Origin of the sequence: Sorangium sp. So ce145, from assembly GCF_051525985.1 — a bacterium.
GTDB classification, from domain to species: domain Bacteria; phylum Myxococcota_A; class Polyangia; order Polyangiales; family Polyangiaceae; genus Sorangium; species Sorangium cellulosum_B.
The window spans coordinates 2,255,667-2,271,273 of sequence record NZ_CP150315.1 but is presented as its reverse complement, the minus strand read 5'-3'; the positions used below and the strand labels follow the sequence as shown (position 1 = coordinate 2,271,273).

9 protein-coding genes are annotated in these 15,607 nt (G+C 73.6%); all 9 read right to left on the bottom strand.

Features of this window, described 5'->3' with window-relative positions; translation table 11 throughout:
* Positions 1–64: 64 nt before the first annotated feature.
* The gene (gene hemC, locus WMF34_RS08590; RefSeq protein WP_437992986.1) at positions 65–970 is read right to left on the bottom strand and encodes a hydroxymethylbilane synthase; all 906 of its coding nucleotides are present in this window, start codon (positions 968–970) and stop codon (positions 65–67) included.
* Positions 967–2,556 carry a glutamyl-tRNA reductase gene (hemA, locus tag WMF34_RS08585; RefSeq protein ID WP_437992985.1) on the bottom strand — a complete coding sequence of 530 codons (1,590 nt, stop codon included), beginning with the start codon at positions 2,554–2,556 and terminating at the stop codon, positions 967–969. Before hemA ends, hemC begins: the two co-directional genes overlap by 4 nt.
* 5 nt (positions 2,557–2,561) lie before the next feature.
* Positions 2,562–3,473, bottom strand: a complete 912-nt coding sequence (locus tag WMF34_RS08580; RefSeq protein WP_012234258.1) for a cytochrome C assembly family protein — start codon at positions 3,471–3,473, stop codon at positions 2,562–2,564.
* 186 nt (positions 3,474–3,659) lie between these two features.
* Positions 3,660–4,061, bottom strand: a complete 402-nt coding sequence (locus WMF34_RS08575; protein ID WP_012234257.1) for a hypothetical protein — start codon at positions 4,059–4,061, stop codon at positions 3,660–3,662.
* Between the two features lie 158 nt (positions 4,062–4,219).
* Positions 4,220–5,038 (bottom strand): CDP-diacylglycerol--serine O-phosphatidyltransferase, encoded by an 819-nt coding sequence (pssA, locus tag WMF34_RS08570; RefSeq protein ID WP_012234256.1) that lies wholly within the window; start codon positions 5,036–5,038, stop codon positions 4,220–4,222.
* 166 nt (positions 5,039–5,204) lie between these two features.
* Positions 5,205–8,738 carry a hypothetical protein gene (locus WMF34_RS08565; RefSeq protein ID WP_437992984.1) on the bottom strand — a complete coding sequence of 1,178 codons (3,534 nt, stop codon included), beginning with the start codon at positions 8,736–8,738 and terminating at the stop codon, positions 5,205–5,207.
* Positions 8,735–9,907, bottom strand: coding sequence for a PD40 domain-containing protein (locus tag WMF34_RS08560; protein WP_044964341.1), 1,173 nt, complete (start codon positions 9,905–9,907; stop codon positions 8,735–8,737). The genes WMF34_RS08565 and WMF34_RS08560 overlap by 4 nt, the downstream gene beginning before the upstream one ends.
* Before the next feature lie 223 nt (positions 9,908–10,130).
* Positions 10,131–10,808, bottom strand: coding sequence for a hypothetical protein (locus WMF34_RS08555; RefSeq protein WP_157906546.1), 678 nt, complete (start codon positions 10,806–10,808; stop codon positions 10,131–10,133).
* A 315-nt stretch (positions 10,809–11,123) separates the two neighbouring features.
* Positions 11,124–15,122, bottom strand: a complete 3,999-nt coding sequence (locus tag WMF34_RS08550) for a protein kinase domain-containing protein (RefSeq protein ID WP_437992983.1) — start codon at positions 15,120–15,122, stop codon at positions 11,124–11,126.
* Positions 15,123–15,607: the final 485 nt, after the last annotated feature.

Genomic DNA, 15,607 nt, shown 5'->3' with positions numbered 1-15,607 from the left:
CCCTTGTCAATTCCATTCTAGAAGATGTTCTGGACGTGGCAGCCTTCCAGTCGAGTTACACGCCTCAACCCTTCTTGAGCTCCGCCCCGAGGTCCGCCCCGAGGCGCTCGGCTTCGAGCGTGTTTCCGGGCCACGACAGGCGCCTTTCCGCCCTTCGCAACCGGGAGCCGTCGGGCTCGGCGAGGAGCGCCCGAAGCCACAGCGCGCCGCCGTCCCGCACCGCATAGGCGGCCACCGGCGTCCGGCAACTGCCTTCCACCGCGGCCATCACGGCTCGCTCGGCAGAGACGCAGATCGTGGTCTCGGCGTCAGCGAGCGTCCCGAGGACGTCACGCACGCTGTCGTCGGCCGTGCGGCACTCGATGCCGAGCGCGCCCTGTCCGATGGCGGGCAACGACACCTCGGGCGACAGCACCTCCGTGGCGCGGGCTTCGAGGCCGAGCCGCTTCAGGCCGGCGAGCGCCAGCACAACGGCGTCGAACACGCCGTCGAACACCTTGCGGAGCCGGGTGTCGACGTTGCCACGGACCGGCTCGATCACGAGATCCGGGCGCGCCTCGCGCAGCGCGACCGCCCGGCGGAGGCTCGAGGTCCCGACCCGGGCGCCCGCCGGCAGCTCCGCGAGCAAGGCGCCGCTCCGGGTGACGAGCGCGTCGCGAGGGTCCTCCCGCGCGGGGATGCAGGCGAGGCACAGCGCCGGGGCGATCTCGGCGGGGACGTCCTTGATCGAGTGGACCGCGAAGTCGGCGCGCCGGTCGAGCAGCGCCTCTTCGAGCTCCTTGATGAACAGCCCTTTGCCGCCGATGTCCTGGAGCGAGCGATCCTGCGTCTTGTCGCCCGAGGTCACCACCTCGAGCTCGCGCAGGGAGAGATCGGGCACCGCAGCTTCGAGGGAACGAGCGAAGGCGCGGGACTGGGCGAGGGCGAGCGCCGAGCGGCGCGTGGCGAGGGTGAGCTCCGTGGGCATCACGCTCCCTTTAGCCCAGCTGCGCTCACGGCCGCGGCTGGATTCGCGACGGCCATGACGCCCGCCTCGGCGGGGCGCCCGCCGGGCTGCCGCGCGTAGACGCCGTTGTCCTCTGCAGGCTGGGGGCGCGGATCGGCGTGCCGGGGCGAGCCGCCGCCTCGAGCGCCGGAGGCGGGAGGCGCTGCCCCGCGGGCGGAGCGAGGCGTGGGAGGCCCGTCCACCGCGCCGCGCAGCTCCCCCTCGGCGAGCGCCGAGGCGGCGGCGTTCTCGGGCGGCGCGCCGTCGATGTCGAACAGCTCCCGGAGCGAGTCGACGTGCTCGGCGACGCGAGGATCGCTGGCCATCGCGCGGAGCCGGGTGGTGGGCACGTGGAGCAGCTTGTTCGTGGCGGCGTCGATCATCATCGCGAGGGCCTGGCGCTCGGCCACGCCGAGGTGCCGGAGCTTGCCAGAGAGGCTGCGCTCGACCTCGGCCACGAGGATGGAGCGCGTGCGGGCCCGCAGGCCGACGATCGTGGGCGTCAGGGCGCGCTCGAGCGTCCACGCCTCGAAGGCCTGCGCCTCGTCCGCGACGATCGCCTCGGCCCGCGCCGCCTCGGCGGCGCGCCCCTCGACGGACTCCGCCACGATCTGCGAGAGGTCGTCGACATCGTAGAGGTACACGCTGTCGAGCTTGTTGACGGCGGGGTCGATGTCACGCGGGACCGCGATGTCGATGAGAAACAGGCTCCTGCCCTTCCTGGCCTTGCGGGCTCGGCGGACGAGGTCGGGCGTGACCACGTAATTGGGGCTCGAGGTCGACGAGATCACGATGTCGGCGTCGATGACGGAGCGCTCGAGGTCGGCCCAGGGGCGAGGCTCGCCGCCGACCTCGCGGGCGAGCGCGGCGGCGCGGTCCGGGCTCCGGTTGACCACGATGAGGCGGGCGCCGGCGCGGACGAGGAGCTTCGAGGCGGCCTCGGCCATGTCGCCGGCGCCGATGAGCAGCGCGGTGTGACCGGCGAGATCGGCGAAGATCTGGCGGGCGAGATCGATGGCGACGCTGGAGACCGAGACCTGCCCGGCGCCGATCGCCGTCTCCGTGCGCACGCGCTTGCCGACCTTGATGGCGCGGTGGGCCGCGCGGCCGAGCCGGGCGCCGAGGGTCTTCGCCCCGCGGGCCACCTCGATGGCCTCCTTCATCTGTCCGAGGATCTGCGGCTCGCCGACGACCATCGAGTCGAGCGACGCGGCGACGCGGAAGAGGTGGAGGACGGCATCGCTCCCGACGCGGCCCGCGAGGTGGCCCCGGACGGCGTCTCCGCCGAGGCCGACGAGGGTCGCGACGGCGGCGCGCAGCGCCTCGTTGTTGCGCGAGAGCTCCTCGTCGGACGGCGGCGGAGCGCTCCCGGGGCGGGGCGGCGCGGGCGCCTGCTGCCGGGGTGAGGCGTAGATCTCGACGCGGTTGCAGGTGGAGAGGACGAGCGCCTCGCCGATGGCAGGGTGAGCCGTGAGGCGCGCGAGCACCTCGGGCAGCCGATCCCGCCCGATCGCGAGCCGCTCGCGCACCTCGATGGGCGCGGTCTTGTGGGAGAGCCCGACGAAGATCACCTGCGCTAGCCTCCGAGCCCCGCGGCGGGACGGATGAGATAGATGACGAGCACCGCCCCGGCGCAGGCGAGCCCCGCGATGGTGCCGTACGCCGCGCGGCGGCCGCGCCAGCCGGCGGCGGCGCGCAAGAGCAGCACCAGCGCGATGAGGAGCCATGTGGCGTAGCCGAAGATGGCGCGCATCACCTCGTCGGCGTTGCCCATCTCGAGCCGGTGCGCCCAGTACGTGCCCGTGACGATGCCGAGCGTCAGCAAGGGGAAGCCGGCGCTCAGGAAGCGATGGACGGCGCGGTCGAGCGTGTCGAGCGGCGGGAGGTTGCCCATGCGCTCGAGATGCCGCTTCCGCTTGAGCCGCTTCTCCTGGACGAGGTAGAGCGCGGCAGAGGCGCCGGCGAGCAGAAAGAGGGCGATCCCGAGCAGGTTCGCCATGACATGCGCCGCGATGAACAGCGGGCTGAGCTTCGGCTCGGGGTGCGGCTTTCCGAGGAAGAACGTGCCGAGCAGGAAGGCGAGCCCGAGCGGCCCGATGAGGAGCCCGAGCGCGTCGATGCGAAAGCGATGGCGGGCGACGAGGTAAACGGCGATCGCGAAGAGGGACGCGACCGAGAGCATGAAATGAACGGAGTGCACAGGGCAGACCCGGGCGACGAAGCTGGCGAGCGTGACGTAGGTCGCGTGCCCGAGGGCGCCCAGGCCGAGCAGCAAGGGCGCGTGCCGCGAGGCGGACGCGGCGACCGCAGCGCTCGGCCGAGCGCCGGGGTCGTGGACGCGCGCCCCCGCGCCGAAGAGGCCCGCGAGGTCGCCCGTGGAGGGGAGCCGGGCGCGGCTGCGGGCGACGTCGAGGAAGAAGAGCGCGCTGGCAACGCTGTAGAACAGCAGGGCGAGCGCGAAGCTGATCCCGGAGATGACCTCGGGCATGGCCCCCTTTATAGCCTGCCTCACCGGGGATGGCCCGCCGGCCGCAGAGGCGGGAGCGTACTCTCTCGTAGGCCGAGGCCTGACAGCGCGGATGCGCCGGGACCGGGAGAGGCGGGCGCGAGAGGGCGTATCGGCAGCGCCTCGCCACCGCGGTGTGGCGCGCGGAAGCGACCGGGCGCGGCGCCGCTACATCTTGCTGGTGAGGAACGCGGCCAGGAGCTCTTCGTCGCTCGTCGGGCTGCTGCTGGTCGCGGTCCCCGCCGGGGCGGCCTTGCGGTGCTCGGCGAACGTGCCCACCGGGGCGCCGATGAACCCCGGGATCACGTCGTAGGCGTTGTCGCCGATGATCATGGACCCCTCGAGGATCTCCGCCCCGAGCTCCCGCAGGAACGCCCGCGTCTTGACCCTGCCGAGGACCTCGTGGATGTCCGCCGAGCCCGTCACCTCGCGGAGCACGCGGATCGCCTCGATGATCTTGTAGCGGCGGCCCTCGGTCTTGATCAGAAGCTCGTCGTTGTTCAGATCGACGCGGTCGCTCGCGATCCAGTCGTCGAGCGCGGCCTGCGGAAAGAACACGCGGTTCTTCATCGCACGCAGTCTACTCAAAAATGAGCCGGAGCGGTTGGGTCGAGATGCCGGCCACCAGGGGTGAGCCCGAGCCGACGTGTCTCAGGCCGCAGGTGCCTCAGGCCGCAGGCGCCTCAGGCCGCAGGCGCCTCAGGCCGCAGGCGCCGGCCGCAGGTGCCTCAGGCCGCAGGGGGTACCGTGGGCGGAGGCACCGAGTCCCGACGCAGGCCGCGGAGCCGCGCGGGCAGGTGCCAGAGCGACTCGAAGATCCCGAGCAGCACGTAGAAGCCGAGCAACCACACGAGCACGAACGCGGGCTGGAGCTGCGTCGAGATCACCGCGCTCGACCCGATAGCGAACGCCACGAAGAGCACCGTCCGGACGTTGAGCCGGAGATCCTTGAAAGAGCGGAACCGGATGGTCGAGACCATCAGCAGCGACAAGATGGTCGTGGTGGCGAGGATCGCCGACGCGTAGCGCTCGCCGCCGATCTCGCCGGCGGCCGCGTGGTTCGCGACCACGATCGAGACGAGGATGCCCGCCGCGCCCGGGATCGGGAGGCCGACGATGTACTTCGAAGGCTTCGTGGGCTTGCCCGCCTCCCCCATGGAGAGGACGTTGAAGCGCGCCAGCCGGACCGCGCCGCAGGCCGTGAAGATGAACGACACGAGCAGCCCCGCGAGATCGAAGCGGTGCAGCGTCCACTGATACACGAGCATCGACGGCGCCACGCCGAACGAGACGATATCGGCCAGCGAGTCGATCTGCAGGCCGAAGGCGCTCTGGGTCTTCGTCATCCGCGCGACACGCCCGTCGAGGGTGTCGAAGAACATCGCGAAGACGATCAGCAGCGCGGCGCGGTAGAAATCATCTTCCGACTGCGCGGTCGCGGAGCGCCGGATCGAGTCGAAGCCACAGAAGATCGATGAGAGCGTGATCAGGTTCGGAAGCAGGAACAGCGTCTTCCTGAGCTCGAACCGCCGTCGCTTCCGGATCATGCCGCCTCCCGTTTAGGCAGGCCAGGCTATCGCCGCAGGGACCGCGAACGCAAGCGCCGAAGCGCACACGCGAGTCGCTAGAAGGTTACCGCGAGCCAGGATCCGGGATCGTTTCATCTCACCGTCAGCTTCGTTTCATTCGTCGTTTTTGCTTTTCCGCCGTCGCTCAACGCGCGGGCCGCGCCATGCCCGGCTCACTCCATACCGCCTCCGGGACCTCCGCGCCGGGATCGAAGCGGCACACCATCGGGCGGAGCTCGACGGCCGGGCCGCTCGATCCGCCCACGGCGGCCGCCGAGCCCGCCGCGGCCCGGAACAACCACGCCTGGGCGAGATCGCCGGGGATGATCGCAGAGCGGGGCGCCCGCCCGATCGCTCGCGCGTCCCAGCCCGCAACACACGGCGCGGCAGGCGTACCGTGGAGCACCGTGGTGGAGGTCAGGAGCACCGTGACCTCGGGCGGGCTGGAGGGACCAGCGGCGTCCACGACGAGCACGGGGTGGCGTGTGCCCGGGAACAAGGCCGTGCTGCCGAGGAAGAGCGGCGCCTCCTGGCGCGCGGTCGCCGCGCGTTCGGCGGCAGAGCACGGGCGCGGCGCGTCTCCGAGGTCGAACGGCGTCGGCAGCGGCAGCGCGGGGCCGAGCGTGCCATCCCCGCGGAAGGGCTGGAAGATCGACCACGCGGCCGCGTGCCCGGGGTGGGCGACAAGCGTCGCCACGCCGATCGACCGTCCAGCGTAGGTCCAGTCGGTGTGCACGATCCGATCGCGGTCCGCCGGCGGAGCGACCGAGACGGCGTCGATCGCCCACGCGGCGCCCGGGCCCGGCGCGGCGGACGCGCCGGCGGGAGGCGCCGGGCGGTGGGCGAGCAGCATCCCGACCATCGGGCCGCTCGACGCCTGCCGGACCATCCCCACGCCGACGGGCTGGCCGTCCGCCAGGACCGCATCGGCGCGCACGTCGAGGCTGCCGTGAAGGCCCGACGCGGGCCAGGACGGGAAGTCGAAGCGCTGGAGCTTTCCCGGCGGCTCGTAGAAGAACGTGAGCGCCGACTGAGCGCTGCCGGAGTGCGGCCGGATGAAGAGCCCGCGCAGCGAGACGGACAGGAGCGCGGGATCGAAGAAGTCGTCGGGGGGCGGCGCGCGGCGCGAGGCCGCGCCCCCCGGGCCGGCCTGCGGCCGGGCGCCCGCGCGCGGCTTTCGCGCGGCGTCGGGGACGACCTTCACGTCGCCGAGCTCGAACGGGCCGGCGTCCGGGATCGTGCCGCGGCCCGAGGTGCCATCCATCCAGTTCTCCCAGGCGACCTCGACGTTGCGCATCGGGGTCCCCGGCGCCGCCGCGCCGCCCGGGATCCGGAGGCGCGCCACGGCGTAACCCTCCATCTGGGAGGTGACGTTGGTCGCGACCCGCGCTCGCCCGAGCCCCGCCGGCACCGCGGGCAGCAGCGATCGGGTGACGACCCGCGCCTCCCCGGCGCCGGACTCGGGGAGCATCGCGGAGACGACGTCGACGGCGCCGCTCGGGGCGCGCGTGAGCAACGACCACACCGACCGGCCGCGCAAGAGCTCGTCGCCGTCGGGCAGGCCGAGGCCGCTCGAGTCGACATGGTCGACGCGCGTCCACTTCGAGGACGGCAGCGTCTCGCAGACGATGGGCGTGCGCGCGGAAGGCTGCGCGCGCGGGGCCGGATCCGGCGCGCGCGGCAGCGCGCCGTCGGCCTGGCCGCCCCAGCCGACGCGGGTCGCCACGTCGCCGAAGAGACAGCCGCTTCCGCCGCATGTGATGGCGAGCTGGGCCTCGGAGACCTCGCGCGAGAGCGCCGGCATCTCCGGGAGCTCCGCCCAGCTCACGCCGCCGTCGAGCGACTCCCAGAGCGCCGCGACGTCATCGCCGCTGTCTCGCGCGCGCGACGCGAGCGCGAGCACGCGCCGCCCGAAGCCGGCGAGCGCCGCGCCCTCCGCCGGCGGGGTCGTCGCCGTGAGGACCCGGCCGTCCTCGTCGGCGGTCAGGTACGTGAGCGAGCCACGCTCCGAGAGCAGCAGGCCGACGGCGCCGTCTTCCGCCGGGCGCAGGGCGCTCTCCTCGACGACGTCGAACCCCTCCGGCGAGGGACCGTCGCCCGACCCGCCCTCCTCGTCCTCGTCCTCGGCGCCGTCAGCCTGCGGGGCGGGCAGCGCGGCGGTCGCGTCGAGCGGGCGCGGCGCGAAGGTCTCGCCCCCGTCGTGCGAGACGAACAGCGCGAGGCGCTCGTCCTTGCCACGGAAGCCGAGGAAATACGCGGAGCGCCCGTCCGCCGAGAACGCGGGCAGCACGGCGGGCGCGCTGAGCGTGGGGGCCGCCGTGAGGGCGACCGCGGCGCGATCGTCGTCGTGGGCGCCGTCGTGGGACAGGAGGAGCGGCGCGGTCGGCTTGCAGCTGTCCGCGCCGTCGCTCGGCTTGCAGACGCCGGTCAGGAGCGCCACGCCATCGGGCGCCACCGCGACGCCGACCTGGTCGATGTCGGGCGTCTCCAGCGTGGCGGCCGGCGACCACGCGCCGCCGCCATCGTCGCTGCGGAGCACCCGCGCCACGACGCGATCGCCGTCCGGCTCGGCGCACACCGCGACGACGTGCCGGCCGTTCGCGCCGAGCTTGATGCTCCCGCAGTCGCCCGTGCCCGGCATGGCCGCCTCCTTGAGCGGCCCCTCGATGGGGCCGCTCGCGAGGAGCCACGGCGCGCCGGCGTCCTCCGGGCGGACCGCCTCGACGTAGCGATCGCCGCTCATCGCCGCCCGCCCGATCGACACGGCGGAGGCGGACGGGGCGCGCGGAGCCGTCACGTCGAGCTCGACGTCGGCCCGCGGGAGCGTCGCCGTGCTGCGGGAGAACGCGGGCGTGCGCCGTGGATCCCAGGTCGCCGACGCGAGGAGCCCCTCGGCGAGGAGCTCGCCCCCGAGGGCGCCGACCCGCGAGAGGCCCATCGTCGGGAGCGGCGCGCGCGACCAGGTGGCCCCGCCGTCCTCGCTGGCGAACAGCGCCTCCGGCAGCGCGAGCACGAGCGCGCGGCCGCCGTCGGCCATGGCGACGCCGAAGGCGCGCGGCGGGGCCCCGCCCTGCCCCGCGGCGCCGTCGAGCAGCACCGGCTTCCAGCCGAGCTCCTCGCGCCACCGGAGCACGCCGCCGCCCCGGGTCACCCCGATCAGCGAGCCGCCGGCGCCCGCGACCTGCAGGAGCGGCTCGGGCGGAGAGAGCGCCCGCGTGAGCTGGCCGAGCGGCGAGGAGGCCTCGTAGATCGCGCCGCTCGCGCCGACGAACATCCAGGAGGCCGGCGAGCGCCGCACGATCGCGGTGAGCTCCTCGGGCGCGGGCGAGGCGCTCGTCCTGCCCTGGCCGGCGCAGCGCGCGGCCTGCGCAGCGGGCCCGGCGGCGCTCGGCGGCGTGGACGTCCGTGGATCGGGCGTCACCGTCCATCGCTGCCCTCCCTGGGCGACGACGACGCAGCCGGCGCCGGCGAACGGCGCCCACGCGACCGCGGCGTCGGGCGCCGCCGGATGGTAGCTCCAGCGCGCGGGCGAGGTGTAGGCCGCGCCGGCGGCGTCCGTCGACGGGAGGGTGGCCTCGGCAGCGCGGGGCGGCTGCGCCGGGGCGCCCGAGCAGCCCGCGAGCGCGCACGCCGACGCGAGCGCGAGCGGTGCGCGGGTCCGCGACGGCGGCGCGGTCATTCGACCCAGCGGGCGACGAACAGGTTGGTCTCGCCGGGCTTCGCGCCGTGCCGGTTCGAGGCGAAGACGACGTGCTCGCCGGTCGGAGAGAACATCGGGAAGCTGTCGAAGCCCTCGTAGAAGGTCACGCGCTCGACGGGCGGCACGCCGTCCGCCGCCGGGGGCGCGTCGGAGTCGACGAGGTAGAGGTCGAAGTTGGGCATGCCCCGGGCGCCCTGGGGGGTGCTGAAATCGGAGGCGAAGAGGATCCGCCGCGAGTCCGGGAGGAAGTAGGGCGCGAAGTTGGCGCGGCCGTTCCTCGTCACCGGGCGCGGGTTCTGCCCGTCGGCGCCCGCGACGAAGATCTCGAGCGCGCTGGGGCGCACGAGCCCCTTGGCGAGCAACGCGCGGTAGTCGTCGAGCGCCGGTCCGGTGGGGCGGCTCGCCCGCCAGACCAGCTTGGTCGCGTCGGGGGAGAAGAAGGCGCCGCCGTCGTAGCCGGGCGTGCTCGTGATGCGCTTGACGTCCGAGCCGTCGAGCTTCGCGGTGTAGAGCTCGATGTCCCCGTCGCGCGTGCTCGTGAACACGAGGCGCGAGCCGTCGAACGCGACGGTCGCCTCGGCGTCGTAGCCCTTGCCCTGGATGAGGGGGCGGAGCTCCGAGCCGTCGGCGTTCGCGGTGTAGATGTCGAACTCGTCGAGCGGCCAGACGTACCCCTGCGAGTGGTCGGGCTTCGGGGGGCACGCCTCGCCGGCGGCGTGTGTGGAGGCGAACAGGACGCGCGCCTGGGCGGAGGTCGCGGGCGCGGGGAAGAGGAAGTAGCCGCAGGTGGTCTTGCCCTGGCCGTTCGAGACCCGGCGCACCTCGCCGCTCTCCAGATCCAGGATGTACTGCTGGTCGCACGTGTTCCCGTCGCGGGTCGACTGGAACACGAGCTTCCTGCCGTCGGGCGACCAGTAGGCCTCGGCGTTCTCGCCGCCGAAGGTGAGCTGCCGGAGCTCGGCGAAGTGCTTCTCGCGCGGATCGGCGGCGACGCTCTTGCCGGCGCGGATGCGGAAGGGAAGCCACTCGGGCTTCGCCGTGGTCGTCGCCTCCGGGATCTGGCCGAGCGGCTCCTTCGGTCGGGGTTCGGAGGAGGCGCAGGCGGCGAGCAGCAGGCAGGCGAGCGGAGCGGGCAGCCTTCGTTCCATGGCGGCGCGACCATAGTACGAAAGCGGCGAGCCGTCGCGGGGAGGCGCCCGCAGCGGGCCAGCCCGAGGCGAACGCGCGCCGCGCCGGCGCGCGGCGGCGCAGGTCAGGGGCCGACTCGGCTGCTGCTGCCGGAAAATCACGCGTTGGTGAGCGCAGCCGAGAGGAGCCCGCGGCCGCACCGCGCGCCACCGACGAGGCGCACGCGACGGAAACCCGGACCCGCTACTCCCGGAAGACGGTCACCGTCGTCGGCGTCGTATGGCCACCACCAACGCAGTTTGGGAAGCTGCCGTCCGACGTCGGAGCGCCGCAGATGTCGTCGCAGTCGCCGAGGACGTCGACGATGCAGCCCTGCGTGTCGACGCCCGTCCCGCCGCACACGCGGCTGATGAGCGTCGAGCCGGGCGACTTGCACGCGAACCGGCGCTGCTCCGGCGCGAAGAGGTCGCCGAAATAGGCCGCCTCCCGCCGAGGGAAGGCATCCCGCTCCGCTTGATCCGAGTCAAGGGCCTTGTGCTTGCCGCGCATCGAGAGGGGCACGCTCTCCCCGACATGGTTGATCCTGGCCAGCATGCAGGCGGAGAGCCACCCCTGACAGCGGGCGTTGCACTGACCATGAGCTCGGCCCCACTCGGGGGAAAGACCGATGCTCCCTCCGAAGGTATAGGTCTCGCCGTCCAGCGAAACCTGCACGGATTGCCCCTCCGGGAGCGCGCAGCTCGCCACGTACGTCAAGAACTCGCGAGCCAGAGGATCGCGCAGCGCCCTCATGACATCGCTGCTGCTCGCGACTGCGTCGCTCGTCAGCGGGTTGCCCGTGAGCGCTTCCGTAGCAAGCGTGTCTGTCGCGAACGCGCTCTCCACGAGCGATTCCTTCGTGAACGCATTCCGCGTCACCATCTCTTGCTCCGCCGTGCCGCCGGCTGCCTCCAGGGGGTCAGCCTCGCCGCTACAAGCCGGGAGACCGACGCACGACAGGCCCAGGCCCAGGAACGAGATTGCGAGTTTGAAACGGTCCTGCATAGCCCCCTCCACACAACTGAAACACGCATCAGGAGTTTCCTCAACGACTTTTCCGGAGGAACCCTAAAATTCCGCGCCTGCGGTGACGTCGTGAGAACGGAGAGAGAGCGGTCGTTCAGGCGCGCTCGTGGGCAACACACGGCTCCTGGAAGAGCCGCGAGCAGGGAATCCCACGTGCGACGGAGCGCGAGTTTATGGAACGTCTCTGTCGCCGAGCCAGCGCGCCGCGAGCGCGAGCGTCTCGCCGTTGTCGAGCGCAGACAGAAACCGATCCCGGTAGCGAGGATTCGAGATCTGCCCGGCACGGGACATCACGCTGTGGCGTGCCCGCGCGAGCGCGTCGAGCGCCTCGGCCTGCCGGCCGCTCGCGAAGAGCGCCTCGGCCCACACGAGCCGGATCAGCGACTCACCCTCCTCGACCGCGCCGAGCGACTCCAGGAGGGAGAGCGCGTCGCCGGAGAGGGCGAGCGCCTCCTCGGCGCAGCCCTTCCGGAGCAGGACCCGCGCGCAGAGGGCCCACGCCGCCGCGCGCATCGGCGGCGCGCTCCGCAGGAGCTCCGCGGCCGCGCGGGCCTCGGCCTCGGCGGCGCCGAGATCGCCGCCGAGCAGCGCCGCCTTCCCCAGGTAGGCGCGGGCGATCCCCTCGGCCCGCGGATCGCCCAGCCGCTGGAACGTCGCGATCGCCTCGGCCTGGACCCGCCGGGCCTCGTCGAGATTGCCGCGGGCGCTCATCACGTTGCCCAGGTTGGTGCGGGCGACCGCGGCCAGATCCGTGAGCTCCATCTGCTCCGCCGCGCGGAGCGCGGCGCGCAGCGCGGCCTCGGCCCCCTCGTAGTCCCCGAGCTCCATGGTGATGGCGCCCAGGTTCACCCGCAGCGAGCACGCGTTGCGGCGATCGCCGCTCCGCTCGAACACCTCGAGCGCCGCCTCGATGCCGTCGAGGCAAGCGCCGAGATCGCCGGAGGTCATGGTGCGGATGGCGCGCGCCTCGTAGAGCCTGGCGAGCACCTCGACGTCGAGCGGCCGCTCCTCCTCCCCGCTGCGCTCGAGGGCCTCGATGATCCCGTCCGCCACCGCGTAGCGGCCGCCGAAGGCGAGCCAGTTGGCCCCCTCGACGAGGCAGATGTCCCTCCCGGTCAGCGCGCCCTCGCGGGGCGACGCGCCCCGCGCCGTCGCTACCCAGGACTCCACGCGATCGAAGGCCCCCTGCTTGCCAGCGGCCGTGACCACCCAGGTCACGGCGGAGTACCAGGGCGGCGAGCCCGGCTCGAACAGCGCGACGGCGTCGAGCGCGCGCTGCTCGGCGACGGCGAAATCGCCACGCCACACGCGGGCCTCCGCGTCGACGAGGAGCAGCCCGCCCGCCTCTGCCTCGGTCGCGCCGCACGCAAGGCCGCGCTCGGCGTGGCGGATCGCGGCGAGGAGATCGTTGCCGCGCAGCGCCTGCTCCGCCGCGCGCCGGTACCACGCCGCCGCGCGCCCCGGCTCGGCGCCGCGCTCGAAGTGCTCCGCGAGCTGCGCCGCGTCGCCCTTCCCCTCCCCTTCGAGCCACTCGCCCGCCAGCCGGTGGCCGAGCCGCCGGTCGTACTCCGTCAGCGCCCCGTACGCCGCCTCCCGCACAAGGCCGTGCCGGAAGCTGTGCTCGGCGTCGTCCGCGCCCGCCTCGATCGGAGGGCCGGGCTCGGGCGCCCCGGCACGGCACGCCGGCGAGGCCTCGCGCTCGGGCCCCCCGCGCGCGGACGACGTGGAGGAGAGGCCCTCACCAGGCGCGCCGCCCCGGCCAGGCGGCCGCCTCGGGACGATCACCTCGCGCTCGACGAGCTCGGCGAGCCGTACCGCCACCTCGGCGTCGGCGCCGCCGAGCAGCGCGGCGACGCCGGCGGGCCGGAAGCTCTGGCCGAAGACGCTCGCCGCCCGGAGCACGCGCCGCGCCTCGGGATCGAGCGCCTCGAGCCGCGCCTGCACCATCGCCAGCACCGTCTCCGGCAGCGCGGCCCCTCGCCCCTCGGCGGCAGCGCGGATCTGCTCTTCCAGGAAGAAGGCGTTGCCGTCGGCCCGCTCGACCAGCGTGCCGATGATCTCCTCGGTGACGGCGCCGCCGAGCGCCTGGCGCGCGAGCCGCTCGCTGGCGCGGCGCGAGAGCCCCGTGAGCTCGATCTCCTGGACGCCGCGGCCGGCCCACAGCTTCGGGAACATCTCGCGCACCTCGGGCCGGCCGAGCGCCAGCACCATGAGAGGCGCGTCGCGCAGGTTGCGGAGGGCGCTGTTGATCATGCCGACCGTGGGCAGGTCGCCCCAGTGCATGTCCTCGAGGACGAGCAGCACCGGCTGCGCCGCGCACTCGGCGCGCAGGAACTCCTCCCACGCGAGGTGCAGCTGATCGCCCATGAGCACGGAGCTCCGCCGCGCTGCCCTGAGCGCCTCGCTGGCCTCGTCCGGGAAGGGCGTCCCCACGAGCTCGCCGAGGAAGGGCGCGACGTGGGCGCCGCGCTCGCCGTGGCGACCGACGCGCTCGCGGATCTTGCGCTGCACCGCCGCGGCCGGCGCACCGTCGGCGACGCCGAGCGCGCGGCGGAGCACCTGGGCCAGGAGGCCGAAGGCAGAGCCGGCGCTCATGGGGTCGCCGCGCGCGATCCAGACCGCCATGGGCTCGTCCCGCGCCCGGAGGCGCCGGAGCAGCTCGACGCGCAGGCGCGACTTGCCCATGCCGGCGGGGGCCGTCACCAGCACCGCGGACGGGGTCTGCTCCTCGATGCACTGGGCGAAGGTCGCCTCCAGGAGCGACAGCTCGCGGTCACGGCCCACGCACGGCGTCGGCTTGCCGAGGAGGCGCGGCACCGCCTCGAGGTCGTCGCACTCGCCGCGCAGGAGGTGGCCCGCGTGATCCGACCCGAGATCGAACCGCGCGCCGAGCAGGCCGGCCGTGACCTCATCGATGCGGACCACGCCGATCCGCGCCTCGTCGGCGGCCAGCAGCGCGGCGGCCTGATCGATGAGCTTGCCGATGGGAGAGCGGGCGGTGATCTCGGCGCGCCCCGAGACGAGCGCGACGGGCGCGCCGCCGAGCAGCACCTGCATCGCGAGCGCGCACCGCGCCCCCCGGGCGGCGAGGTCGGTCGGCGCGACGGGGCCGGACAGCACGACGACGGGAGAGCGCGCCTCGATGATCTCGAGGCGGCCCTGGTGGCGCTCGGCCAGGGCGCTGAGCGCGCGCACGCGGAGCGCGTCCTCGCCCTCGGACCGCGTAGCGTCGCTGTCGAGCGCGCCGTCGCGGGCGACGAGCAGGCAGATCATCCGGCGCTCGCCGGTCGTCAGCTCGGGCGTCGGGCCGCCGATGGGCAGGGGGAGGCCGCGCCGCGAGCCTGGCGCGAGATCGCCGAGCGACCCGAGCTCGGCGGCCACGGCCGCGCCGTCGCGGGGGCGGTCGCGCGGGGCCTTGGCGAGCATGCGCGTCACGAGGTCGTCGAGCGCGGCCGGGACCTCGCCGCGGAGCTCCCGGAGCCGCGGCGGATCCTCGAGGAGGACCTTCACGAGCACGGAGAGGCCGTCGTTGCCGACGAACGGGGGCCGGCCGGTGAGGCAGCGGTAGAGGATGCAGCCGAGGGCGAAGACGTCGGCGCGGGCGTCGATGGCGACCTCGCCGCGCGCCTGCTCGGGGGCCATGTAGCCGGGGGTGCCGAGCATCACGCCGGGCATGGTGAGCTCCTGGCCTCCCTCCGCGACGCGCACGACGCCGAAGTCGAGCAGGGTGACGTCGTCGATGGAGCCGCCGACGAGCAGGAGGTTGCTCGGCTTGAGGTCGCGGTGGACGATGCCGAGCCGGTGGAGGGCGCCGAGCGTGGAGGCGACGCGCACGCCCAGCGCGAGGCTCTCGGGGACGGCGAGCGGCTCGCGGAGCAAGCGCTCGGCGAGGGTCTCGCCGGAGAGCCACTGCATGGCGAGGTAGAGCTCGCCGCCCTCGGTCGTGCCGTGGGCGATGTACCCGACGACGCCGGGGTGGCGGAGCGCGGCGAGCGCGTGGGCCTCCCGGCGGAAGCGGTGCGACTCCTGCGGGCCTGTGCGCTGGAGGATCTTCAGCGCGACCGGCTCGCCCGTGAGCCGATCGCGGGCGCGGAAGATCTGCGCCATGCCGCCGGAGGTCGCGTGCCCTTCGATCTCGAAGCGGTCGGCGACGATGTCACCAGCGCGCATCAGCGGTACCCCTGAGACGACTCAGAGAGCCGCAGCGCTCGCCTGTGGGGTGCTTCGGACGAGCTCATCGCAGCGACCGAGGATATCCAGAACTGCAGCGCTCCCCTTCAGCAAATTGTGCTGTAAGCAAGGCAACGTCAGGGACCGCAGCGCGGTGAGCTCGCGGCGAGGGCGGATCCGAGGTTGTGCGCCTCACCACATACGAACGACGATGTACCCCACGTCTGCCCGAGTCGATTGGCCCGACGCGCGTCGGTCCTTGGCGCCGGCAGAGAAGAAGCTCCGGAAGAACAGCGTCACCTCGTCCAGGAAGCCGCTCAGGTAACCGGACTGGATGGGGGGTGTCGTCGTCGTCGTTCACGATGACCGCCTTGCGGCCGTGATGGCGCGCGACGTCATCGGACAGCCCTCTCAGCGAGCCACGGCAGTCTTCCTCCGAGATCTCTCGAGGAGCATGTGCTCGCAGTGTCGCCGCTCATCCGGGC